Source organism: Janthinobacterium sp. CG_23.3 (assembly GCF_046115965.1).
In the GTDB taxonomy this organism is placed as follows: domain Bacteria; phylum Pseudomonadota; class Gammaproteobacteria; order Burkholderiales; family Burkholderiaceae_D; genus Janthinobacterium.
Window position 1 is genome coordinate 30,959 of record NZ_JBJXIB010000015.1, and the last position, 21,831, is coordinate 52,789.

Annotated in this window: 19 protein-coding genes; 16 read left to right on the forward strand and 3 right to left on the reverse strand. The window is 64.7% G+C overall.

Annotated features, from left to right (window positions below; all coding sequences use genetic code 11):
- Positions 1-23: 23 nt before the first annotated feature.
- The 13 genes from epsG to ACFDR9_RS06365 all read left to right on the forward strand — a co-directional run bounded on the left by epsG (position 24) and on the right by ACFDR9_RS06365 (position 13,563).
- Positions 24-899, forward strand: a complete 876-nt coding sequence (gene epsG / locus ACFDR9_RS06305) for a chain length determinant protein tyrosine kinase EpsG (protein ID WP_409030454.1) — start codon at positions 24-26, stop codon at positions 897-899.
- The gene (xrtB, locus tag ACFDR9_RS06310; RefSeq protein ID WP_409030430.1) at positions 899-1,801 is read left to right on the forward strand and encodes an exosortase B; all 903 of its coding nucleotides are present in this window, start codon (positions 899-901) and stop codon (positions 1,799-1,801) included. Before epsG ends, xrtB begins: the two co-directional genes overlap by 1 nt.
- A complete protein-coding gene (epsI, locus tag ACFDR9_RS06315; RefSeq protein ID WP_409030431.1) occupies positions 1,794-2,480 on the forward strand; it encodes an exosortase-associated protein EpsI, B-type in 687 nt (228 codons plus the stop codon). Before xrtB ends, epsI begins: the two co-directional genes overlap by 8 nt.
- A 95-nt stretch (positions 2,481-2,575) precedes the next feature.
- On the forward strand, positions 2,576-3,370 hold the full coding sequence (locus ACFDR9_RS06320) for a glycosyltransferase family 2 protein (RefSeq protein ID WP_409030432.1): 795 nt from the start codon (positions 2,576-2,578) through the stop codon (positions 3,368-3,370).
- A gap of 34 nt (positions 3,371-3,404) precedes the next feature.
- A complete protein-coding gene (locus tag ACFDR9_RS06325; RefSeq protein ID WP_409030433.1) occupies positions 3,405-4,517 on the forward strand; it encodes a DegT/DnrJ/EryC1/StrS family aminotransferase in 1,113 nt (370 codons plus the stop codon).
- 15 nt (positions 4,518-4,532) lie between these two features.
- A complete protein-coding gene (locus ACFDR9_RS06330) occupies positions 4,533-5,120 on the forward strand; it encodes an acyltransferase (protein ID WP_409030434.1) in 588 nt (195 codons plus the stop codon).
- 213 nt (positions 5,121-5,333) lie between these two features.
- Positions 5,334-5,684 carry a hypothetical protein gene (locus ACFDR9_RS06335; RefSeq protein WP_409030435.1) on the forward strand — a complete coding sequence of 117 codons (351 nt, stop codon included), beginning with the start codon at positions 5,334-5,336 and terminating at the stop codon, positions 5,682-5,684.
- Positions 5,685-5,849 carry a hypothetical protein gene (locus tag ACFDR9_RS06340; protein WP_409030436.1) on the forward strand — a complete coding sequence of 55 codons (165 nt, stop codon included), beginning with the start codon at positions 5,685-5,687 and terminating at the stop codon, positions 5,847-5,849.
- An 84-nt stretch (positions 5,850-5,933) separates the two neighbouring features.
- Entirely contained in the window at positions 5,934-7,205 is a 1,272-nt protein-coding gene (locus ACFDR9_RS06345) for a lipopolysaccharide biosynthesis protein (RefSeq protein WP_409030437.1), read from the forward strand.
- Entirely contained in the window at positions 7,205-8,746 is a 1,542-nt protein-coding gene (locus ACFDR9_RS06350; RefSeq protein ID WP_409030438.1) for an O-antigen ligase family protein, read from the forward strand. Before ACFDR9_RS06345 ends, ACFDR9_RS06350 begins: the two co-directional genes overlap by 1 nt.
- On the forward strand, positions 8,746-9,789 hold the full coding sequence (locus ACFDR9_RS06355) for a glycosyltransferase family 2 protein (protein ID WP_409030439.1): 1,044 nt from the start codon (positions 8,746-8,748) through the stop codon (positions 9,787-9,789). The genes ACFDR9_RS06350 and ACFDR9_RS06355 overlap by 1 nt, the downstream gene beginning before the upstream one ends.
- Positions 9,790-9,842: 53 nt before the next feature.
- Positions 9,843-10,913 (forward strand): glycosyltransferase, encoded by a 1,071-nt coding sequence (locus tag ACFDR9_RS06360; RefSeq protein WP_409030440.1) that lies wholly within the window; start codon positions 9,843-9,845, stop codon positions 10,911-10,913.
- Positions 10,914-11,331: 418 nt separating this feature from the next.
- Complete coding sequence (locus ACFDR9_RS06365) at positions 11,332-13,563, forward strand: heparinase II/III family protein (protein ID WP_409030441.1); 2,232 nt, start codon at positions 11,332-11,334, stop codon at positions 13,561-13,563.
- Between the two features lie 224 nt (positions 13,564-13,787).
- Here ACFDR9_RS06365 and ACFDR9_RS06370 read toward each other — a convergent pair whose 3' ends face one another.
- The 3 genes from ACFDR9_RS06370 to ACFDR9_RS06380 form a co-directional block, all read right to left on the reverse strand.
- Positions 13,788-14,870 (reverse strand): CapA family protein, encoded by a 1,083-nt coding sequence (locus ACFDR9_RS06370; protein ID WP_409030442.1) that lies wholly within the window; start codon positions 14,868-14,870, stop codon positions 13,788-13,790.
- A complete protein-coding gene (locus ACFDR9_RS06375) occupies positions 14,867-15,955 on the reverse strand; it encodes a glycosyltransferase family 4 protein (protein WP_409030443.1) in 1,089 nt (362 codons plus the stop codon). Before ACFDR9_RS06375 ends, ACFDR9_RS06370 begins: the two co-directional genes overlap by 4 nt.
- 85 nt (positions 15,956-16,040) lie before the next feature.
- Positions 16,041-17,387, reverse strand: a complete 1,347-nt coding sequence (locus tag ACFDR9_RS06380; protein WP_409030444.1) for a phenylacetate--CoA ligase family protein — start codon at positions 17,385-17,387, stop codon at positions 16,041-16,043.
- A 598-nt stretch (positions 17,388-17,985) separates the two neighbouring features.
- On the opposite strand from ACFDR9_RS06380, the gene ACFDR9_RS06385 reads away from it, so the two are divergent.
- From ACFDR9_RS06385 to ACFDR9_RS06395, 3 genes are read left to right on the forward strand one after another with little or no spacing between them, the layout of a single operon-like run.
- Positions 17,986-19,950: an alginate lyase family protein gene (locus ACFDR9_RS06385; RefSeq protein WP_409030445.1), complete on the forward strand. Its 1,965-nt coding sequence runs from the start codon at positions 17,986-17,988 to the stop codon at positions 19,948-19,950.
- Positions 19,951-19,974: 24 nt separating this feature from the next.
- On the forward strand, positions 19,975-21,084 hold the full coding sequence (gene wecB / locus ACFDR9_RS06390) for a non-hydrolyzing UDP-N-acetylglucosamine 2-epimerase (protein ID WP_409030446.1): 1,110 nt from the start codon (positions 19,975-19,977) through the stop codon (positions 21,082-21,084).
- Positions 21,081-21,818 carry a WecB/TagA/CpsF family glycosyltransferase gene (locus ACFDR9_RS06395; protein ID WP_409030447.1) on the forward strand — a complete coding sequence of 246 codons (738 nt, stop codon included), beginning with the start codon at positions 21,081-21,083 and terminating at the stop codon, positions 21,816-21,818. Before wecB ends, ACFDR9_RS06395 begins: the two co-directional genes overlap by 4 nt.
- Positions 21,819-21,831 lie beyond the last annotated feature (13 nt).

Genomic DNA, 21,831 nt, shown 5'->3' on the forward strand with positions numbered 1-21,831 from the left:
GAGATGACGAGATGGACACCGATATGACCCCCCCTATGCTAACTACCGCTGCCCGCCCGCCGACCCGTACCGGGGATTCTAGCATTGGTGGCCTTCTGTTGGAATCGGGCAAGATCACGCCGGAAAACGCCGAGAAAGTCTTGCGTATGCAAAAGGAGTTGGGCATCCGTTTCGGCGAGGCTGCCCAACGCCTCGGCTTGATCACCGACGCCGACATCCAACAGGTGCTGGCGCGCCAGTTCGACTATCCCTATCTGCTGGCGGGGCAGGGCAAGTATTCGCAGCGCCTGCTGGCGGCCTACAAGCCGTTCAGCCCGCAAGTGGAAGTGTTGCGCGCGATCCGCAGCCAGTTAATGCTGCGCTGGTTCGCCCGCGGGCACAAGGCCTTGGTTATCGTCGGCATCGATAGCGGCGACGGCGCCAGCCTGTTCGCGGCCAATCTGGCAGTGGTGTTTTCGCAACTGGGCGAACACACCTTGCTGGTCGACGCGAATTTACGCACGCCTACCCAGCACGAGATTTTCGACTTGAAGCACAAGCAGGGTCTGTCGGACGTGCTGGCCGGGCGCGCCGATCTGGAAGCCATCGCCAGAGTCGAGTCCTTTGTCGATTTGCACGTGCTCGAAGCCGGCACGCTGCCGCCCAATCCCCAGGAGTTACTGAGCCGCGCCTCGTTTGGCGAGTTGAATAACCGGCTCGGCGAGCGCTTCGACGTCGTGTTGTATGACGTCGCCGCCTTTGCCACCGCCGCCGACGCCCAAGCCATCGCGGCGCGTGCCGGAGGCGTGCTGCTGGTGACGCGGCGCAACCAGACCCGCCTCTCCGAGCTGAACGCGGCCACCGAGCAGTTGGTGCGCGGTGGCGCCGAAATCGTCGGCTCCGTGATGGTCGAGTTCTGATGGGGCTGGCGAACGCCGGCCCGGCGCTCAAGCTGCCGCGCCTGAAAGCGCTGGCGCCCGAGTGGCTACCGATCGGGCTTGGCCTGATGGCCCTGTTTATTCCCACGTTCGTCGGCTTGTTCCGCGGCGCCTGGGCGACGGAGGAGCAGGCGCACGGCCCGATTATCCTGGCGCTGGCGCTGTGGCTGGCTAGTCGTCGCTGGAAAGACGCGTGCCTGCAAGCGGCGCCGTCCGGCGAGGCCGTTGGCTGGGCGATCTTCGTGGTCGCGCTGGTGTTGTACGTGCTCGGCCGTTCGCAGCAGATCCTTTCGTTCGAGATCAGTTCCTTCATCTTGGTTCTGGGCGCGCTGCTGTTGATCAAACGCGGCGCGGGCGCGTTGCGCGTGTTGTGGTTTCCGTTTTTTTTCATGCTGTTTATGATTCCGCTGCCCGGTTCGGTGGTAAGCGCCTTGACGATGCCAATGAAGATGGCGGTCTCGTATGTCACCGAGCATCTGCTGTTCTGGGCCGGCCTGCCAATCGCCCGCACCGGCGTGATCTTGCAAATCGGCCAATACCAGTTGCTGGTGGCCGACGCCTGCGCCGGCCTGCAGACCCTGCTCACGCTCGAATCGCTGGGGCTGTTCTATCTGAACGTCGTGCGGCATACCTCGGCCTTGCGCAACATCGGCCTGGCGATGCTGATCGTGCCCATTTCGTTCACCGCCAACGTGATTCGGGTGTGCGTGCTGACGTTGATTACCTACTATTTCGGCGACGCCGCCGGGCAGGGCTTCCTGCATGGCTTCGCCGGCATGGTCTTATTCATCAGCGCGCTGGTGCTGATTATCGGCGTCGACTCCTTCTTGCAATTCATCGCCAAGTCGAAATCAAGCGTGCAAGTGGGGAGGCAACATGAATAAGGCGTCCTTGTCGAGCGCCGTGCTGGGCCTGTTGATGGTAGCGTCGGCCGGCACTGCGGAGTTGATCATGCCTACCCATTTCCTGTCGGATAGCCGGCAGGCCGTGACGTTGGAGACTGCCATGCCGCGCAGTTTCGGCGGCTGGACCGAGGAGCGGGGCGGCATGGCCGCCGTGGTCAATCCCAGTACCGAGGCGGCGCTCAAGGAAATCTACACGCAGACCGTCTCGCGCACCTACGTGAACCGCGCCGGCTACCGTATCATGCTGTCGCTGGCCTACGGCGCCAACCAGAGCGACGGCTTGCAATTGCACTATCCAGAGGTATGCTACCCGGCCCAAGGTTTCGAGGTCAGCTCTAACCGCAACGGCGTGCTGGCGACGCCCCGCGGGGCGATCCGGGTTAAACGCCTGGAGACCAACCTGTCGCGCCAACGCTACGAGGCCGTGACCTATTGGAGTACGGTGGGCGACGTCGTCGTGCAGGGCGGCATCAACAAGAAGATGGCGGAAATGCGCTACCGCCTCGGCGGGCAAATCCCCGACGGGCTGTTGTTCCGCGTTTCGTCGATCGATGTCGACTCGGCCCGCTCTTTCCAATTGCAGGACGAGTTCGTCAGCGAACTGGCGTCGGCGTTGCCGGCGGCGGATAAACTCAGACTGATGGGCCTGGCTAACTGAGCAGGCGCAGGCCAGTGCGCCGGGCATGCCGGGCCGCGTTCGACGCGCCGGCGCTCGCTACCAATTAACGCAGCATGCAGCACAGGGAGATTTTTTTGTTGAATGTACATCAGGCTAGCGCCAAGCTGATCAAGCTATGGTCGCGCGCGCGGGAACCATGGCGTTCGTTGGCCGACTTGGGCTGGTCGGCGCGCCGCGATTTCCGCGCCGCGCGCCGATCCAGCGCCTACCAAGCGGTCTACGACCTGCCGTTGCCACTGGTGACGGTGTGCGTGGCCACCTTTAACCGCGGGCAGTTGCTCACCGAGCGCTGCCTGGCGTCGTTGCTGCGGCAGGATTATCCGAACCTGCAGATCGTCGTTGTCGGCGATTGCTGCACCGACGACACGGCCGCCCGGGTGGCGGCGCTGAACGATCCGCGCATCGAGTTTGTCAATCTTACCGTGCAGGGCGTCTATCCAACCGAGCCGCGGCAGCGCTGGATGGTGGCCGGTACGGTCGCCATCAACCACGCGTTGTCGCTGGCGAGGGGCGACTTTATCACCCACCTTGACGACGATGACGAACACCTGCCGGACCGCGTCAGCAAACTCGTGGCGATGATGCGGGCGACCCGCGCCGACATCATTTGGCATCCGTTCGACTACGAACGCGTGCCCGACGAGTGGCATGTCAACCAGGCGCCGCATTTCGCCGTAAACAACGTGTCGACGTCGTCGGTGTTTTACCATCGCTGGCTGGGTTCGATTCGATGGGATATCGCGGCCTGGCGCTACGCCGAACCGGGCGACTGGAACCGTTTCCGCAAGATCCGCTACCTTGGCGTGCGCGCCGTGCGGGCCCCGGAGCGATTCCTGAAACATTATCGCGAACGTAACCAAAAAAACTGAGCGCGCCGCGCGCGCCCCATTCTTAGCCGACATCATGAAAAAAATATTTGTTACCGAACCGTCCCTGCCGCCGCTGGGTGAATTTATTCCCTACCTGGAGAAGATCTGGGAAAGCAAATGGCTCACCAACGCCGGTCCCTTCCACCAGCAACTCGAGCAGGAACTGGCCGCCTACCTGGGCGTGAAGCACCTGGCCTTGTTTACCAACGCCACTATCGCGCTGGTGACGGCGCTGCAGGCGCTGCGTATTTCCGGCGAGGTCATCACGACGCCGTACTCCTTCGTCGCGACCGCCCATTCGTTGCTGTGGAACGGCATCAAACCGGTGTTTGTCGACATCGACCCGGTCACTTTCAACCTCGACCCGAAAATGATCGAGGCGGCGATTACGCCGCAAACGACGGCGATTTTTCCGGTCCACGTCTATGGCACCCCGTGCAACGTCGAAGAGATCGAGCGCATCGCCGACGTCTACGGCCTGAAGGTGATCTACGACGCGGCGCACGCGTTCGGCGTCGACTACAAGGGCGGTAGCGTACTCAACTACGGCGACCTGTCAGTGCTCAGCTTCCACGCCACCAAGGTCTTCAACACCTTCGAGGGCGGCGCCATCATCTGCCCGGACGCCAAGACCAAGCAGCGCATCGACCATCTGAAGAACTTCGGCATCGCCGACGAGGTTACCGTCGTCGCCCCCGGTATCAACGGCAAGATGAACGAAGTGCAGGCCGCCTTTGGCCTGCTGCAGTTGAAGCACGTCGACGTGGTGCTTGAGCGCCGCGCCGCCATCGCCGCGCGCTACCGCGCCAACCTGGCGTCGGTACGCGGCATTTCGGTACCGGCCGTGGCCGACGTCGATCGCCTGAACAATTCATATTTTCCGGTCTTCGTCGAGGCCGACTACCCGATGGCGCGCGACGCGCTGTACGTCTATCTTCAGACCAAGGACATCATGTCGCGGCGCTATTTCTACCCGCTCATCAGCGAGTTTCCGATGTACCGCGGGCTGCAGTCGGCGCGGCGGGATAATCTGCCGGTGGCCCACCACGTCGCCGAGCGCGTGCTGTGCCTGCCGATCTTCCCCGATCTGCCGCTGGAACAGGTTGACCGTATCTGCGACATCTTGCGCAGCGCCGAGCGCGCGTAGCGGGGAGCGTTCACCATGTCTTTTTTGAGTGAAGCTGAAATGGCCGCGCTCGGCCTGGCCCACCTGGGCCGGGGCGTGCGCATCTCGCGCCTGGCATCTCTGCACAACGCCGCCAACATCCGTATCGGCGACCAGAGCCGCATTGACGACTTTTGCGTGCTGTCGGCCGGCGTCGGCGGTATCGATATCGGCCGCAACGTCCATGTCGCCGTGTTTTCCTGTCTGATCGGCAAGGGCCGCATCACGCTGGCCGACTTTGCCAACGTCTCGTCGCGGGTGGCGATCTATTCCAGCAACGACGACTACAGCGGCGCCTACATGACCGGGCCGACGCTGGCGCCGGAGTGGACCAATATCAGTGTCGGACCGGTACATGTTGGGCGCCACGCGATTATCGGCAGCGGTTCGGTGCTGCTGCCCAACATCCGCGTCGGCGAAGGTGCGGCCATCGGCGCGCTGTCGCTGGTGCGAACCGACTGCGAGCCCTTCGGCGTCTACGTCGGCGCGCCCGCGCGTAAGGTCAAGCAGCGCAGCCGCGATCTTTTGGCGCTCGAGCAGGCCTTCCTGCAGGGCGCGCCTGCGAACGGCGCGGCGCCGCCATGACGCTGGCTGTCGGCGTTGCGGTTCCAGGAAATAAATTCAATGTGATACGATTGATGGCCGCCCGGCTGGTGCTGTTCTCGCACAGCTACCACCTGACCGGCCTTGGCGCCGCCGAGCCGTTCGCGCTGGCGACCGGCGGCAAGATGACGTTTGGCACGTTGGCGGTCGGCGTGTTCTTTTCCATCAGCGGTTACTTGATTATCGCCAGCGCCTATGCGCGGCCGACCATGTCTGGTGTGCGATGGTGGGGTGATCGCGCTGCGCCTGCCGGGTCTTGGACGCAACACCGGGGCGCGGCTGCTTGCCAGCGTCGGCGTCTGCCTGTGCTGCTGGTATATGGTGTTGAATGGGCATTCCGCCGGTCCGGCGCTGTTGGCGCCGTACTTCATGCTGAACGCAGCCTGCTGCCTCGAACGGGCGCGGGTGTCGTTGCGCGGCATGGCCGCCGCAGTGCTGGCGTGCGTGTTCTTCGCCAGCGCCGCGGCGGGTTTGGCCTGGTTTCCGGTTATTGCCAGCGTCGCCATCAGCTACTGCACGCTGTGTATCGCGCGCCATCCGGACTAGGTGCTGCCGTTCAGTACCGAGCGTATCGGCGACCTGTCCTACGGAATTTATTTGTTCGCCTTCCCGATACAGCAGGTGTGCGTCTCGCTGCACCCGGCCGTGGCGCCCTCGATGCTGACCGCGCTTGCCAGTGCCTTTGTCTTGCCGTTGGCTTGGTTGACCTAGCATTGCGTCGAGCGGCGTTTCTTTGCCGCGGGCTCGGCGGCCTCCGCCACGCTGTTCCGCCCGCGCCCGTGGGGAGCGTCGTCCATGAGTGACTTGCGTCGCATTGTCATGATGAGCGTGGCGCGCGGTTACGGCATGGTGCTGTCGCTGGGCACATTGTTTGTGTCGGCGCGCTTGCTCGGACCGCAGGGCCGCGGCGAATTCGCCGCGGCGATGGCCTGGGCGGCGCTGTTCGCCACCCTATTCAATCTCAGCCTCGGGCAGGCCCTGCAACACCGTCTGCAGTCGGCGCAATCGAAGCCGACCCTGGCCGAGCAGCTCGGTACGCTGGGCGGCATGGCTGCGGCGCTGGCGGCGGCCGCGCTGTTGTGCGCCTGCATGCTGTACCTGGGCAGCGGCGGCGCCCTGTTCAAGGGCCTCAGCCCGGCGCTGCTGCTGCTCGCTTTGGGCGCCGTGCCCTTGCTGGTGTGGGAACAGTACGCGTCGAACATGTTGGCGGCGGCTGCGCAAACAGGCTTGCTCAACCGCGCCCAGTACATCGGGCGCAGCGCCGGCTTCGCCGTGTTTTTCCTGCTCGTCATGTATCTGGGGTTGGGTGTGCCGGGCGCGCTGGCCTCGCAATTGATCGGTCAGTTTTTGGTCGCCGCGCTAGTGTTGCTACCGCTGTGGCAACTGGCTGGCAGTTCGGCCAAGTGGGCCAGGCGCGAAGTGCTACCGCTGTTGCGCTCCGGCGTCGTCATTCACATGACGACGGTGAGCGCCTTCCTGCTCGACCAGGTCAGCATTCTGCTGATCAACCACGACCTGGGCAAGAGCGACGTCGGCTTCTACCAGCTGGCCCAGCAAATGGTCGCCCTGTTGCTGATCGTGCCACAAAGCGCGCTGATGGTGATCTACGGCGGCTTGGCTAAAGCCAGCCCGGACGCGTTTTGGCCGCAGCAGAAGCGTCTGGCGAAAAAAGTGCTGGCCGGCGTCGCCGGGCTATCGCTGTTCGCCTATCTAGTGGCACCGTGGATGGTGGCGCTGGTCGCCGGCCATGCCTTCGATCCAAGCGTGGCGATGTTTCGCGCCTTGTTGCCGACGATACTAGGCATCAGCCTGGCGCTATTGATGACGCCGCAGTGGATAGGCCGGGGCATGCTCAAGCTCAACACTGCCCTGACCATCGCCACCAGCGTGGTCGTGGTCGGTGCCAGTTATTGGGCCATTCCGCGTTACGGCGTCGACGGCGCCATCAACGTCCGCCTGGCGGCGTACGCACTGTGGATCCCGCTGGCGCAACTGGTTTTTTGGTTTTGGTGTAATCGTCGCGCGCAGGCTGGTGTCGCGACGCAGGCCGGTAAGGGAGTGGATTGATGGAAAAACGGAATCGACGGGGCTTCGCCCATTATGCAACGCTTGGTTTGCTCGGGTTGGGGGCGCTGGGGTTGACGTTGTTGGCCGGCTTTATGGCGGCCGTGATGGCGCCGGGTGCGCTGGTGAAAATGTTCGCCGTGCCGATCGGCCTGCTCGGGTTGCTGGGCTTGTGGGTGATGCCAATGCGCCGCGAGGCCCCAGACAGCCTACTCAACACGTTGTTACTGGCGCTGGCCGCGCTGATCAACTTGTGGCCGGCCTATATCGTCTACCGTTTCGGCGGCCTGCCGACGGTGAGTCCGACCAAGTTGGCCTGGTTGGCGCTGCTGTTGCTGGCCACCTTCAGTATCCTGTCCTGCCAAGGCCCGATGGCGCGTCTTCTGACGCGTTGCCGCGCCCATCCGGTGCTCGTTTCGGCCACGCTGTTTCTGTTTGCCTGGCGTGTCGTCAGTTCGGCCGCCGGCAGCCAGCCCGTCGCGCAGGTATTGTCGTTGGGCGCGGAAGTGGTGTCTTACTACCTGGTCTTCTTTATCGCGCTGGCGGTGCTGCGCGACGAGCGCGACGTGTTCCGTCTGCTCATCACACTCGTGCTGGTGGCCATTGCGCAGGCCTGCCTGGCCTCGTATGAATCGGTGCTCAAACACACGCTGTTTGAGCGTTTCATCACGCTCAGTGGCGAGGATCCTCTGGTATTGCTGGACATGTTGCGGCAAAAATTTCGAGACGGCAACTACCGCGCCCAGGGAACCTTCGAGCATCCGATGGTGTTGGCCGAATTCCTGGCGATGATGGTGCCGCTGGCCGCCGCGCTGTTCTTCACCCGCAAGGAAGTGCTGTTGCGTTGGGCCAGCCTGGGTTTTATTCCGCTGGCCGTGGCCATGATCCTTGCCTCGCGCAGCCGCTCCGGTATCGCCGTGCTGGTACTGGCGGTGCTGCTGGTGGGACTGCTCAAGCTACTGCCGCGGCAGACCGGGGGCAACGAACACAAGGCCAGCCTGGCGCTGTTGACTTCGGCGCTGTTGCTGCCGGTGTTGCTGACCCTCGGCTATTACGCGATGCACGAGGTGTCGGCGCTGATCGCCGGCCGCACCGGCAACGAGGTCAGCAGCACATTGGGGCGGATCGTGGCGATGGAGCGTGGCGTGCCGCTGGTGCTGAACAGCCCGTTTTTCGGCTACGGCAACGGCATGGGGGCGGTCAAGCTGGGCTTCTTCGATGGCGTTCGTTATAATATTGATAATTATTGGCTCGGCGTAGCCCTCGACGCCGGGCTGCCCGGGTTGTTGGCCTACGGCGTCGTCTTCCTCGGCGCTATTTTCCTCGGTTTGGGGGTGTATCGCCGGCGCCTGGACCGGGGCGGTACGCTCGCCGGTTTCATCACGATTTCGCTAATGATGGTGATCGGCACGAAGACGGTGCTGTCGATCGCTTCGGGCATGACGCTGGCCTTCATATTAATCGCCGCCATTATCGTACTGGGCGAGCCGACCGAGGACCTGCGGCGCAAACAGCAAGATGAACCGGATAGCGTGGTTAAATAATGAACATTAATAATAAAGCTGGCGACATGCCGAAAATTTGGATTGTCTTGGTCAACTGGAATGGTTGGCGCGACACGGTGGAGTGCCTGGAAAGCGTGCTCCGGCTGGACTATCCACATTTCCGCGTGGTGGTGTGCGATAACGACTCCTCGGACGGCTCGGTGGCGTCGTTGCAGGCTTGGGCCAGCGGCGCCGAGCCCGGCCCTGAACGGGTCGGGCCGCTAGCGTATCTGAGTTCGCCGGCGCTGCCCAAGCCGGTCACTTGCGCCGTCGTCGACACGCCGGCGCATTACCGGGCCGACGCGGATGTGGATGGGCCGTTGTTGATCGCCCGCACCGGCGGCAACCTCGGTTTTGCCGGCGGCAATAACGTCGGCATACGGATGGCCTTGTCCGATCCCGCCTGCCAGTTCGTCTGGCTGCTCAACAACGACACGGTGGTCGATCCAGCCTGTCTAGCGCGTATGGTCGAGACCGCCAAGGCCGACGTCGGTATCGGCATCACCGGCTCCGTGAACTGTTTCTACGCCGAGCCCGATGTGGTGCAGGCGCTGGGTGGAGGGCTGTTCTCGCGCGGGCGCGCGTTCGCCGACCTGCACGGCCATTGCCTGCGGCGCGGCGACATCACGGCGGCGGTGCGACAGCGTACCGAAGCCAGGCTGGACTGGATCAGCGGCGCCTCCATGCTGGTGTCGCGCGACTTCCTGAACCGCGTCGGCGAAATGGAGGAGCGCTATTTTCTGTACTATGAGGAAATCGACTGGGCCCTGCGCTCGGAAAAACTGTTCCGCAACGCGGTCGCTTACAGCGCGCTGGTCTACCACAAATCGGGCAGTTCCACCGGAGCACAGGTCGATAGTGGTTTTTCGATCTATACGCAGTTCCGCTCGCGTTTCAAGCTGTACCGTAAATTGCTGCCCGTGTTACTGCCATTGTGTTATCTGAAAACCGTTAAGGACTGGCTGTTCGCCACTTTCAGGGGCCAACGCGTGCGCGCCAACGCCATCTTACGCGCCAGCCGGGACGAGCTGTTTTCATCCTGACGCCGGGCGCCGCACCCGTGCGGGCCGGATTGCCACAACCATTGAGTCATACTATGCACGCAACAGATTTACCGCCGGTCGGGCCCGAAGTGGCGCTGACTATCATCGTCAAGGCGCTCAACGAGGAGGGCGGCATCGCGGCCTGCCTGCGCTCGGCGCTGGCAGAGTTGGACGGTCTCGACGGCGAGGTGGTCCTGGCCGATTCGCTGTCCACCGATCGCACCGTCGAGATTGCCGCGGAGTTTCAAGTGCGGATCGTGCAATTCGAATCGTCGGCGGACCGCAGTTGTGGCGCGGCGCTGCAGTTGGGATACCAGTTTGCCCGTGGACACTTGATTTACGTGCTCGATGGCGACATGACGATGGAGCCGGGTTTCCTGCGCGCCGCGATCGCCTATTTGGCGGCCCATCCGGATGTGGCCGGCGTTGGCGGGCGCCTGCTCGACCGCCATGTGCATACCATGGCGGACAGGCTGCGGGTGGTACAGTACGAAGGCCTGCGCGAGGAGTGCGACGTGCGCGTGCTGGGCGGCGGCGGCCTGTATCGGCGCAGCGCGATCGAGGCGGTCGGCTATCTATCGAACCGCTGGCTACCGGCGTTCGAGGAAGCCGAGTTGGGCGTACGCTTGGCCGCCGCCGGTTGGCGCCTGGTGCGCCTTGCGCAGCCGGCCGTCAGCCATTCCGGCCACCGTGAGAGCTCGTCGCAGATGCTCATGCGGCTATGGCGCAACGGTCGCATCGAAGCAAGCGGGACGTTCCTGCGCGCGGCGCTCGGGCATTCCTGGCTGGGTAGAAGCGTCAAGTTGTGCTGGTTCGTATTTGCCGCGCCGGCACTGTACTGCGCCGCGTTGCTGGCCGCGGCGTTCGGCGCCGGCGCTGGCGCGGCGTTTTTTCCAACCTTCGCGGCGCTCGCCGTGGCGCTCTGGGCGCTGGTGTTCGGCGTCTTGGCTTGGCGAAAAAAGAGTTTGGCCGAAGCCGCCCTGGCCTTGGCGTCCTGGCACTTATATGCGCTCGGCGCGGCGCGTGGCTTCCTGCGCCCGGCTGGCGATCCGCGCCTCGCCATCCCGGCGCGCGAGCAGCCACCGGGCGCCGCCCCAAACGACCGAGTGGTGGAATCCATATGAGCGCAAGCGACCCGATATGGCGCCGCCGTGGCGCGCCAAGCGTTGCCGCGCCCCCCCCTCCCATCTCCGAGCGAATTCGCAACAAAAAATTGTTAAAGGCGTGCCCAATGTGGCACGGCGCAGCAGTGCGTCGAGGCGATTCTTGTTGTTATTTCACCCGAGTTAATTTTTTTTGGGAAATTATTGCGTTAGCGCTATAAAACCACAGGTGTTTTGGTGCCGCTCGCAGTTAGTCATTGTTTTTGCCGAAAAGTAAGATAAAATTCCCCAATAGCTACAGCGTCACTGGCGGAGGCGGACGCCACCGTCATCACTCGTCTTGTCCAGTACGCATATTTCTCGGGAATTCGCGCCAGTCGGCCCGTGTTGCACTATTACTGGCATTTGCGGTCTATTACGAATTTTTTGGAGGTGAACGATGAACTTGGGAACCGCGCCGATATTATTACGTGGCTTGATACTCTTCAGCAGCATCGTATCGAGCGCCAGCCATGCGGATTGGGTGACGTCGCCGCTGGCCCGCGTCGTGCGGCCGCTGCCGGCGGACGCGCAGGTTCAAGCGCAGAACCCGCCCGGCTTCACCTGGGCCATGCCCGCCCTGAAGCCTCCCAACTATATCCTCGAAGTAACCGGTCCGAGCGGCGTTCGGACCTACACCACTACGCGCAACTGGTACCTGCCATCGGAGCCATTGGCGGCTGGTACATACTCGTGGCGGGCGCGCCCGTCCAACAGCACCGTCTGGTCGTCGCCGCGAGCCTTTTCCATCAATGATGCGACATCGAAAAAATTCCTGGTGCCGGACGATACGCTACTGAAGCAACGGATCATCAGCCGCGCGCGTCCGCGCAGCTTGAGCGCCAGCTTGTATCCGCGCAGCAGCTGGAGCGCCACCATGGCGGCCGAGCGCTCGCCGGCGTTGTCGACGCTAATTGCTCAGGTGCAATGGCGCGCCAAGAGCATTCCCATTTATAAGGATGCCAACTGGCCGCTGGTCAACACCGGCACGGTGACGGCGGCAAGCAACGCGCAGGCGTCGGCGATCCGTTGGGCCATATTGGACTTGACGCGCCAATTCGAGGCGGCAGCCTTCCTGTGGCGCATGACTGCGGACCGTCAATACTTGAACGAGGCATTGACCCGAGGCGCGCAGGTTGCCGCGTTCAGTCCCACCGGACCAACGGGTCTGCTGAACGCCGACCAGGAAACGCGCGTCATTACGCTGGCGCTCATCAAGAGCATCGATCTTCTGGCTGGGGACCTGGAGCCGGCGGTGCGCGCCTTCTGGTTGAACGTCGTCAAGTTGCGCACCAACGATATGTTCGCGGCGTTCAAGACCGCCGACGGCGGACTCGACCAATTTCCTTTCGATTCACACGGCACCGTCGCGCAAGGATATCTAGCCGCCATTTCGGTGCTGGCGATGGGGGATATACCCGAGGCCACGGAGTGGTTCGACTTTACCTTCCGCGCCTACGTTCACTCGATTTATCCATGGAGCGGCTCGGAGGGCGGTTTCGCCAACGGCACCTCCTACGGCCAGCACGCCGCGCTATCGTCGATGGCGATTTGGCAGCCGATTGCCGCCGCCACCGGAGTCAATCTGTTCGGCAAGCCATGGGCCGACGGCTACCTGCGTTTCTTTATGCACTTCCAACCGCCCGGTGCGACCCGTCACACCTTTGGAGACGAGCATGAGGCGGCCCCGGTGCCGACCGAGCTGAAGGGTTTTGCTTCGCGCTTCGCCACTCCTACGGCGGCTTGGTACGTCAAGAGTTTGAGCGGCGACGAAGACCCATTGTCCCTGCTAGCGGCGCCTTGGCCACTGCCGGTCAATTCAGTGGCGACGCCGCAGCCCCCTCCCAACGCCGCGCTGTACCCGAGCATTGGTTGGGTGGCAATGCATAGCGATATTTCTAACCGCGCCAGAACCTCGGTTTACTTTAAATCGAGCCCGTACGGCTCGTTCAACCACAGCCACGCCGACCAGAACAGCCTGCTGGTGACGAGCGGCGGGCGTCCGTTACTGATCGAAACCGGCTGGTACGACTGGTATGGTTCGCCGCTGTGGCGCGACTGGTACCGCCAGACCAAGGCGCACAACGCCATCACCTTCGATGGCGGTAAGGGGCAGTTGGTCGATGGCTTCGACAAGCTGTTGAGCCGTAACGGTAAAGTGACTTCATTTTCCACCTCGTCCTCGTTGGATTATACCGACGGCGACGCCACCGCCGCCTACGACGGGGCGTTGACTTCGGCCAAGCGCCAGTTATGGTATCTGCGGGCCCAGGACTTGGTGGTGGTGCGCGACACCCTGGCGTCGGCGACGGCGAGGGTATTCGAATGGAATCTGCATGCGGCGGCGCCGCTGGTGGTCGATGCCAACAACATGGTCAAGATCACCAACATCGACCGCACTCTGTGCGTGCGCTCGGTTACGCCGAACGCCATCTTCGGCAAACGTGTGGGGGCGCCGTCGAAGACCGGCACCTACGAGGACCATGGCGCCTTTGCCCTGCCCGCCGCGCTAACGGCCGAGTTTTTAATGGTGCTCGATATCGGCTGCAAGAATCCGCTCATTTCGCTGACGACGACTGCCACGGGCAGGAGGCTGGCGATCGGCGGTGCCGCAATCACCTTGCCTAAATAAACCGAGCTGTCCCCGCGTCACCGCTGTCCACGCCAGCGAGGACGGCGGTGACGCGCGGCGGACTGGCAATCCACCACCGCCTACCACGGCGCGATACACCGTCGGCTAGGACGGCGGGCGCCCAGGCGCGCTCACGCCACGTACCATGCCGAGTGCTCAACGGCAATGACGCACGGCGCCAAATGAAGACCACCGCTGGTGGACAGCGCGAAACCGCGCCGGCCTCACCAGTTGTAGGGTTTGTGCAGGCCGCTGGCGATGGCTAGCTTGCGCACCGTACGTTTCGCCCTGAGCAGCTGGAACAGGGCGCTGGCCTGGGCGCCGCGCCAGCCGCGGTAGCTCCAGAACACCGGCCCCGAGCGCCGTCCGCTGTCGGTGCCGAATTGGCCAGTTTGGGCGAACCAGCGGCGGTAGTCGGCGTCGCCCATGCCGGCGAACGGGGTGCGTTGCTTGAGCGCTGCGTCGTCGGTGGCGGGGCCGCCGCCTTCGTACGAAACACGCGCTTGCTGCGGATGATAACGCAGCCAATGGGCCTGTACGCCGGCGCCGGACAGGCCCAGCACCAATTGTTCGCACACCGCGGCGCTCTTGTAATGCAGCTTGCGGCCGCGGTAGTCGGTTTGCGGTAAGAGCAGATTGCCAAGCGAATAGGCAATCAGGCCGTTGCCGTGCCGTTCCAGCCCCTGCACCACGTGGGGATGGTGGCCGATCACCAAGTCGACACCGGCATCGATCGCCTGGCGCGCCCATTCGCGGTCGGCCGGCTGCGGGTAGCGCGCCAGTTCATAGCCCCAATGCATGAACGCCACCAGTTTCCTGTCGGGGAATTGGCGTCGCAGCCGGGCCAGCAGGGCCAGCGCGGGCGCCGGCCGGAACAGGCATGCCTGGTCCTGGTGCGGCTCGGCGCCCGGCTCCGGCAGCGGCGAGCAGGCGCCGAACAGAACGTACTGCTGGCCGAAGGCCTCCAGTTCGCAATACGGCAGCGCTTCGGTGCCGAAGGCTTGAATGCCGCATTCGGCCAGCATGGCCTTGCTGTTGTCGACCCCGCCGACATAGTCGGAGATGTGGTTGTTGGCCAGACCGCAGGCGACCACGTTCAGGCGCGCCAGGATATCGGCGACCGAGGCGTGCGAGTAAAGATTGAACTTGTAGGCGTTGTTAATGGCGCTATCCTGCGCGGGCGCGCGCAGCATCGCGCCTTCCAGGTTGGCCACCACTTTGGCGCCGGCGAACAGTTGTGCCAATGCGTCGAATTCCACCGCGCCGGCTTCGGGCCAAGCCAAATCACCCGCAAACATCAATGTCATGTGAACTCCTTCCATACTTCGGTATAGCGCGCCTGGAGGCGCGCGACGGCCTGCTCGGTCGAGAACAGTTGCTTGGTGCGCAGCATCGCCGCCGCCGAGTGCGCCGCCCAGGACGCTCCGTTCCATAGCGTGAGCACGGCGTCGGCGTAGCCGCCGGCGTCGGCGTCCAGCGCCAGAACGGCACCGGTTTCTCCGATCACCGAACGGTTGAAACCGTTGGCAGAGGCGACCGGCACGCAGCCCATCGCCATCGCCTCGGTCAGCGCGTTCGAATGACCCTCGCCGGTGTGCCGGGTGGGAAACAGAAAGAAGTGGGCGCGGCCGAACTGGGCCAGCACCTCGCTCGATTGCAGCGAGCCCAGCCATTCCACGTTGAGGTCGGCGTAGTCGGCGCGCAAACTGGCCATCAGCTTGGCGTCGCCGGGGCCGGCGATGGCGATCTCGCAGGCCAGCCCGCGCGCGGCCAGCGTTCTGGCGGTTAATAATGCAGTCTCGACGCCTTTTTCCCGCGTCACGCGGCCGACATAGATCAGGCGCAGCGCGGCGCCGCCGCTGCCTTCTGGCGGGCGCGCCGGAATGCCGGCCGCGCCAATGTGATTGGGCAGGTAAAAAGCCGCCTTGCCGGTCACCGTCTCGACGAAGGACGCGTATTCCATGCCCTCGATCATGACGGCGTCGGCGCTCTGGAGGGCGCGCCGGAACAGCCAGCGATACAGCGGGCCGTAGCGCTGGTAATAGGTGAACATGGACCCGGCGCGGATGTCGTAGACGGTGGCGATGCCGAGTTTTCTGGCGCGGCGCAGCATTAGCCATTCCGGCAGGATGAATTGCTTGTACAGGCCGGTGACGTGCAGCAACGCGTCGCGCTGCGGCGCAAGCTGGCGCAGCAGCCCGGCGAAGCCGCCCCAGTAGCCGCGCAATTTGCTCAGGGCGCCGCCGCGCGGTTGCGGGTAGCGCAGCTCGTCGACGGCCGCGCCGCGCGCGCGCAGCGCGTCGATGGTGCGTCTGTTGCACGTTTCATAGCCGCCGAGGGGTTTGGCGCCGGGTAGTGGTATCGGGCCGCAAAACAGAATTTTCTTTGTCATAAAATCGCTATCGTTAAGCCGTGCGGGATAAAGCCGTCTGCTGAAGCGCCGCGGCGGTGGCCGCGGTTGCCGACGGCCGCGCGCGTCAGCGCGGGGCGCCGCAGGCGGCGTGGGAGCCCGGCCACTCTTGCGACACCCACTTGAATTTTCCACTTGGCATCAGGGCAATGTCGGCGACGATGCGCACCGTAACGTCGAGTTTCTGGCTGATGTAGGCGCCGACATTGTCCAGCAGCGCCTGCTGGTCGGCGGCCGCGTAGCCGGCCTCGGGCACGATGCGGATTTCCCACGCGCCCGGCCCGAGCTGCGCCACCTGGCACTTGCGGATGTGCGCCAGCCCCTTGAACGCGAACGTGATAATGCTGGCGCTGACGGGGGTGCCTTCGCGATCATAGAGCTGGTCCTCGACCTTCCCCGAGGACAGTTCGAGGCGCGGGTAGCTGCGGCCACAGGGGCAGACGCCGTCGACCCAGCGGGCCCGGTCCGAGATGCGGTAGCGAATCAACGGCATCACGTGGTTATGCAGCGTGGTGCCGACGACATGGCCGAAGTCACGGGTGGGCAGGTCGTCTTGATCGAGGATCTCGACCCACGCGTATTCCGGATTGACGTGGTAGAAGCCGTGCTCGCACTGGGCGGCGTAGGCCACGCGCTCGGCCATGCCATAAAAATCGAACACCTGGCAGGCGAAGGCGCGCTGCATTTGTTCCCTTTGCAGCGCAAACAGGGGCTCGGAGCCGGTCACGACCGCGCGCAGGCGCGCACCGTGCCCGATTTGCTCGGCCAGTCGCGCCAGTTCGAAGCCCGAGGACGGGTAGGCGCGCAGCATGCCGGGACGGCTGGCCTGCATGCTATCGAGCATGGCCGCAGCCGTGCGCGTCGACAGGTGGCGCGTCGACATGAACAATTGCCGGCCGAAGCGGTCCCAGTGCCAGAACGGCGGCGTTTGCCTGTCAATGTCGCTGACCTGGTCGCCGCGCAGCACGGCTTGGGTTTCACCGTTCGTATACCCGGCCCATTGCCAAAATTGCAATTGAAACGCTTCTTCCCATACGACCGAATCGATGCTGCGAAATACTTCCAGCGGCGTGCCCGAGGTGCCGCTGGTCTTGCCCGAGGGCCACCAAGGACGGCGCTTGCCCTTGTTTGGGTACAGGGTGGCGCGGCCTTTGATCAAATCCTGTTTCGATATGACCGGATAATGCGCGCGAAGCCAGGCGTGGATATCGGCGTCGTCCGGCGCAACGGGGATGGCGGCGTAGTGGGGCAGCACCCGGCGCGCGGTCGCCAGCGTGGCGCGCAGCAGCGCGCCCTGGCGCGCTTGCAGTTGCGGCCAGGGTAGGCGTTCTCGGCGGATCAGGGCGCGCGCCCTCCCGAGCGCGATGAGGTTGCGGCGCAGCAAATGGCGGAGCAAAAATGTGAGGTTTTTCAATGTACGTGACGCCTTCAATATAACTTGACAAAAAATCCCCGCAGCCGCGGCGCTACCCGCGCCGGCAAAATTGTAAGCGCAAACAGCCGCGGCCGGCGTTCCGCAGCCCTGCCGATGGGGTCGCAAGCACGAGCGGGAACGGTTCCGGCCTCGCCTGCCGGGCGCGCGCGGCGTACTCGAGCGTCGCGCGCCCGCCAAACGTTGCGCGGACGCTGACGAATAGATAAGTTATGCCAGCGCGCACTATATCTGGATCTGGCCGCCCCAGTCAATCGGGCGCGCGTCTCGGGCCGGACGGCGCGACGGCGCGCGCCGATTGCTGCGGCGCAGCACTGGCGCATCGAAAATAAGCGCCGCGCGCGAGAAAAACAGGCTTGTTGCAAAAGACATATTATAATATCGCTCGTCGTCGTCGTCGTCGCCGTCATCGTCGCCGGCGCGCCGCCGCCGAGACGGGCGATGGCTGCGGCGAACGGGTTCTTTTATTATCGTAGGCGGGCGGGGAGTATATATATGGTAAATAGTAATATATGGTAAGGGTGGTCGGTATGGTCAAGTTTCCCCCGCGTGCCGCTGCGCGCCGCCACGGGGCGCGCGCATGAGCGCGCTGGGCGCGCGCGCGCTGTGGTTCGTCAATCGCCTGAGGTGCATGTCGGCCGGCGAGGTGCTGTATCGTTTTCAGCAGGCGGTGCTGACGCGCATGGTACGCCACGGCTTGCTCGCACGCGAGGCGCCGGCGCCGCAGGCGGCGCAGCGGCCAGCGGCGCCGGCGCTAGCGCCCGCCGGGCTCGACGCGGCGCCCTACCTGCACGACGCCGACGCCATCGTCGCCGGCGAGGTCATCCTGTTTGCCGCCACCGTGTTCCAGGTTGGCCCGGCGCCGCGCTGGAACCGCGACCCGTTGACCGGGGTGACGGGGCCGGACGTCTTCGGCCCCGGCATCGGCATCACCGACCGCGCGCTGGTGGGCGACATCAAGCATGTGTGGGAATTGAACCGCCACCTGCACCTGGTGCGCCTGGCGCAGGCGTACGCGCTCAGCGGGGAGCGGCGTTACGCCGACGCGCTGGCTGGGCAGATCGCTTCCTGGCTGGAGCAATGCCCGCCGCTGCGCGGCCCCAACTGGACCAGTTCCCTGGAACTGGGCATCCGCCTGATTAACTGGAGCCTGATCTGGCAGCTCACCGGCGGCGCCGACGGCGCCCTGTTCGGCGGCGCCGCCGGGGCGAGTCTGCGGCGCGACTGGCTGGCCAGCATTTTCGCCCACTGCCAGTACATCCAACGGCATTTTTCGCGCCATTCGTCGGCCAACAACCATCTCGTGGGCGAGTTGGCCGGCCTGTACGTGGCGGCGCAGACCTGGCCGTGCTGGAAGCACAGCGAGCAGTGGCGCGCCCAGGCCAAGCGCGAGCTCGAGGCCGAAGCCGTCAAGCAGCATTCCAGCGACGGCGTCAACCGCGAGCAGGCCTTCTCCTACCAGGTCTTCACGGCCGAATTCCTGCTGCTGGCCGGCGTCGCCGGCTGCCGCGCCGGCGACCCGTTCTCCACCGCTTACTGGCAAGTGCTGCGGCGCGCGCTGCATTTCCTCGGCGCCGTGCGCGACGTCGGCGGCCATGTGCCGATGGTCGGCGACGCCGACGACGGCATCGTCTTCCGGCTCGAGCCGGGCGCCACCGCCGACCGGCCGGCGATGCTGCTGGCGCTGGCAGCGGCCATCTTCGGCGCGGCGCCCGGCGCGCGCAGCGCCACCGCGCAGTGGTTGCTGGCCGGGCTGGGGCAGGTGGCGCCGGCGTCGGCGCAGCCGCCCGCCTCGGACTGGAACTTCGCCGACGGCGGCTACCTGCTGTTCGGCAGCGGTTTCGGCGCGGCCGACGAGATCAAGGGCATGCTCGACTGCGGCGCGCTGGGCTACCTCGGCATCGCCGCGCACGGTCACGCCGACGCGCTGGCGCTGACGCTGTCGGTCGGCGGCGAGGAATGCCTGGTCGACCCGGGCACCTATTCCTATTGGCAAGACATCCAGTGGCGCGACTACTTCCGCGGTACCTCGGCGCACAACACGCTGCGCGTCGACCGCTGCGACCAGTCCGTCAGCGGCGGGCGTTTCATGTGGACCCGCAAGGCGGCCTGCCATATCGAGCGCATGCCGACCGGGCCGGCCCAGTTCGACTTCGCCGGCTGGCACGACGGTTACACCCGGCTGGCCGATCCGGTGCGCCACCAGCGCGCGGTGCAGTTCGACGCCGCCACCCGCAGCCTGCTGGTGCGCGACCATATCGTCGCGCGCCAGGGCCACCTGCTGGAACAGTTCTGGCATTTCGCCCCCGGATTGGAGGTCACGCTGGACGGCGCCGAGGTCCGCGTCCAGGGCCGCGCCTTCAGCTTGGTCGGCAGCTTTTCGGGCGCCGCGCTCAGCCTCGAGTTGCTGCGCGGCGCCGAGGATCCGCCGCTGGGCTGGTTCTCCAGGACGTACGAGTCGAAGGCGCCGTGTCCGGTGCTGCGCGTTACCACCCAACAGAGTGCCGGGCCGATCGAGGCGCGGTTTACAATCGATGTTTTCTAAAATTTACCACTAAAGGTTTTGTCTATGCCTGTTCTCTATCTGGTTGCCGGGGCCCGCCCCAATTTCATGAAAATCGCGCCCATCGTGCGCGCGCTGCAGGCGCATGGCGGTATCGCGTTCAAGATCATCCACACCGGCCAGCACTACGACCGCGAGATGAACGAGGTCTTCTTCGAGGAACTCGGCATCCCCGAGCCGGACCTGTTCATGGCCGCCGGCGGCGGCAGCCACGCCGCCCAGACCGCCAAGATCATGGTCGCCTTCGAGGACCTGTGCCTGGCCGAGCGCCCGGACGCGGTGCTGGTGGTGGGCGACGTCAATTCGACGCTGGCCTGTTCGATCGTCGCCAAAAAACTCGACATTCCCGTGGCCCACGTCGAGGCCGGCCTGCGCAGCGGCGACATGAGCATGCCTGAGGAAATCAACCGCCTCGTCACCGACAGTATTTCCGACTGGTTCTTCGTGACCGAGCCGAGCGCCGTCGGCCACCTGCGGCGCGAGGGCAAGGCCGAGGCGGCGATCCACTACGTCGGCCACGTCATGGTCGACAACGTGTTGTACCAGGCCGACAAGCTCGAGCGCACCGACACCGCGGGCTTCGAGACGGCCGCCTTCAAGGCCCGCTGCCAAGAGGGCGGCGGACGCTACGGCGTGGTCACGCTGCACCGTCCCAGCAACGTCGACGACGCCGCGATGATGGCGCGCATCGGCGGCGCGCTGCGCGAGATTGGCGCGCAACTGCCCTTGATCTTTCCGGTCCATCCGCGCACCCGCGCCAACCTGGAGCGCTTCGGCGTCGACCTCGGGCCGAACGTGACCCTGGTCGGGCCGCAGGCCTACATGGCTTTCCTCAACCTGTGGAAGGACGCCGCGCTGGTGCTCACCGACAGCGGCGGCCTGCAGGAGGAGACCACGGCGCTGGGCGTGCCGTGCGTGACCATCCGCGAGAACACGGAGCGGCCGGTGACGGTCGACGAGGGCACCAACGTGCTCGTCGGCACCGACCCGGCGCGCATCGTCGCCGCGGCCGAGGCCATTTTGCGCGGCGAAGGCAAGGCCGGCCGCCGCCCTCACTTGTGGGACGGCAAGGCCGCCGAGCGCATCGTCGCGGCGCTGGACAAGGCGCTGGCATGAGCGGGCGCATCACGATGATGGGCTGCCAGATCGATAATCTGAGCATGGAGGACACGCTGCAACGGGTTGAGGGCTTTATCCAGTCCGGCCTGCCGCACCAGCACGTGGTGGTCAACGTCGACAAGCTCGTCAAGGCCAACCGCGACCCGGAGCTGCGCCGCATCATCAACGAGTGCGCCCTGATCAACGTCGACGGCATGCCGGTGGTGTGGGCCTCGCGCCTGCTGGGCAAGGGCTTGAAGGAGCGCGTCGCCGGGGTCGACCTGTTCGAGGCGCTGATGCGCCGCGCCGCCGAGAAGGGCTGGCGCGTGTATTTGCTGGGCGCGCGCGAGGAAGTCGTCGCCGGCGTCAAGCACAACTACGAGCGCAAGTACCCGGGCCTGACCGTGGCCGGCTACCGCAACGGTTATTGGCAGCCGGAGCAGGAGGCCGGCGTGGTGGCCGACATCGCGGCGGCCCGCGCCGATCTGCTGTTCGTGGCGATCAGTTCGCCGAAGAAGGAACATTTTCTCGGCCAGTACCAGGCCCAGATGAAGGTGCCGTTCGCGATGGGCGTCGGCGGCACCTTCGACGTCGCCGTCGGCCGCGTCAAGCGCGCGCCGGTGTGGATGCAAAACGTCGGCCTGGAGTGGTTCTACCGTTTCCTGCAGGAGCCGCGGCGCATGTTTCGCCGCTATTTTATCGAGGACATGGCCTTCATTGGCCTGTTCATCAAAGAAGCCTTTCGCCGCTAAGCGGCAACTCACT

Coding starts and splice junctions, on each gene's coding strand:
- epsG (WP_409030454.1), top strand. CDS start 24: ATGACCCCCCCTATGCTAACTACCGCTGCCCGCCCGCCGACCCGTACC.
- xrtB (WP_409030430.1), top strand. CDS start 899: ATGGGGCTGGCGAACGCCGGCCCGGCGCTCAAGCTGCCGCGCCTGAAA.
- epsI (WP_409030431.1), top strand. CDS start 1,794: ATGAATAAGGCGTCCTTGTCGAGCGCCGTGCTGGGCCTGTTGATGGTA.
- ACFDR9_RS06325 (WP_409030433.1), top strand. CDS start 3,405: ATGAAAAAAATATTTGTTACCGAACCGTCCCTGCCGCCGCTGGGTGAA.
- ACFDR9_RS06330 (WP_409030434.1), top strand. CDS start 4,533: ATGTCTTTTTTGAGTGAAGCTGAAATGGCCGCGCTCGGCCTGGCCCAC.
- ACFDR9_RS06335 (WP_409030435.1), top strand. CDS start 5,334: ATGCGCGGCCGACCATGTCTGGTGTGCGATGGTGGGGTGATCGCGCTG.
- ACFDR9_RS06345 (WP_409030437.1), top strand. CDS start 5,934: ATGAGTGACTTGCGTCGCATTGTCATGATGAGCGTGGCGCGCGGTTAC.
- ACFDR9_RS06350 (WP_409030438.1), top strand. CDS start 7,205: ATGGAAAAACGGAATCGACGGGGCTTCGCCCATTATGCAACGCTTGGT.
- ACFDR9_RS06355 (WP_409030439.1), top strand. CDS start 8,746: ATGAACATTAATAATAAAGCTGGCGACATGCCGAAAATTTGGATTGTC.
- ACFDR9_RS06360 (WP_409030440.1), top strand. CDS start 9,843: ATGCACGCAACAGATTTACCGCCGGTCGGGCCCGAAGTGGCGCTGACT.
- ACFDR9_RS06365 (WP_409030441.1), top strand. CDS start 11,332: ATGAACTTGGGAACCGCGCCGATATTATTACGTGGCTTGATACTCTTC.
- ACFDR9_RS06370 (WP_409030442.1), bottom strand. CDS start 14,870: ATGACATTGATGTTTGCGGGTGATTTGGCTTGGCCCGAAGCCGGCGCG.
- ACFDR9_RS06375 (WP_409030443.1), bottom strand. CDS start 15,955: ATGACAAAGAAAATTCTGTTTTGCGGCCCGATACCACTACCCGGCGCC.
- ACFDR9_RS06385 (WP_409030445.1), top strand. CDS start 17,986: ATGAGCGCGCTGGGCGCGCGCGCGCTGTGGTTCGTCAATCGCCTGAGG.
- wecB (WP_409030446.1), top strand. CDS start 19,975: ATGCCTGTTCTCTATCTGGTTGCCGGGGCCCGCCCCAATTTCATGAAA.
- ACFDR9_RS06395 (WP_409030447.1), top strand. CDS start 21,081: ATGAGCGGGCGCATCACGATGATGGGCTGCCAGATCGATAATCTGAGC.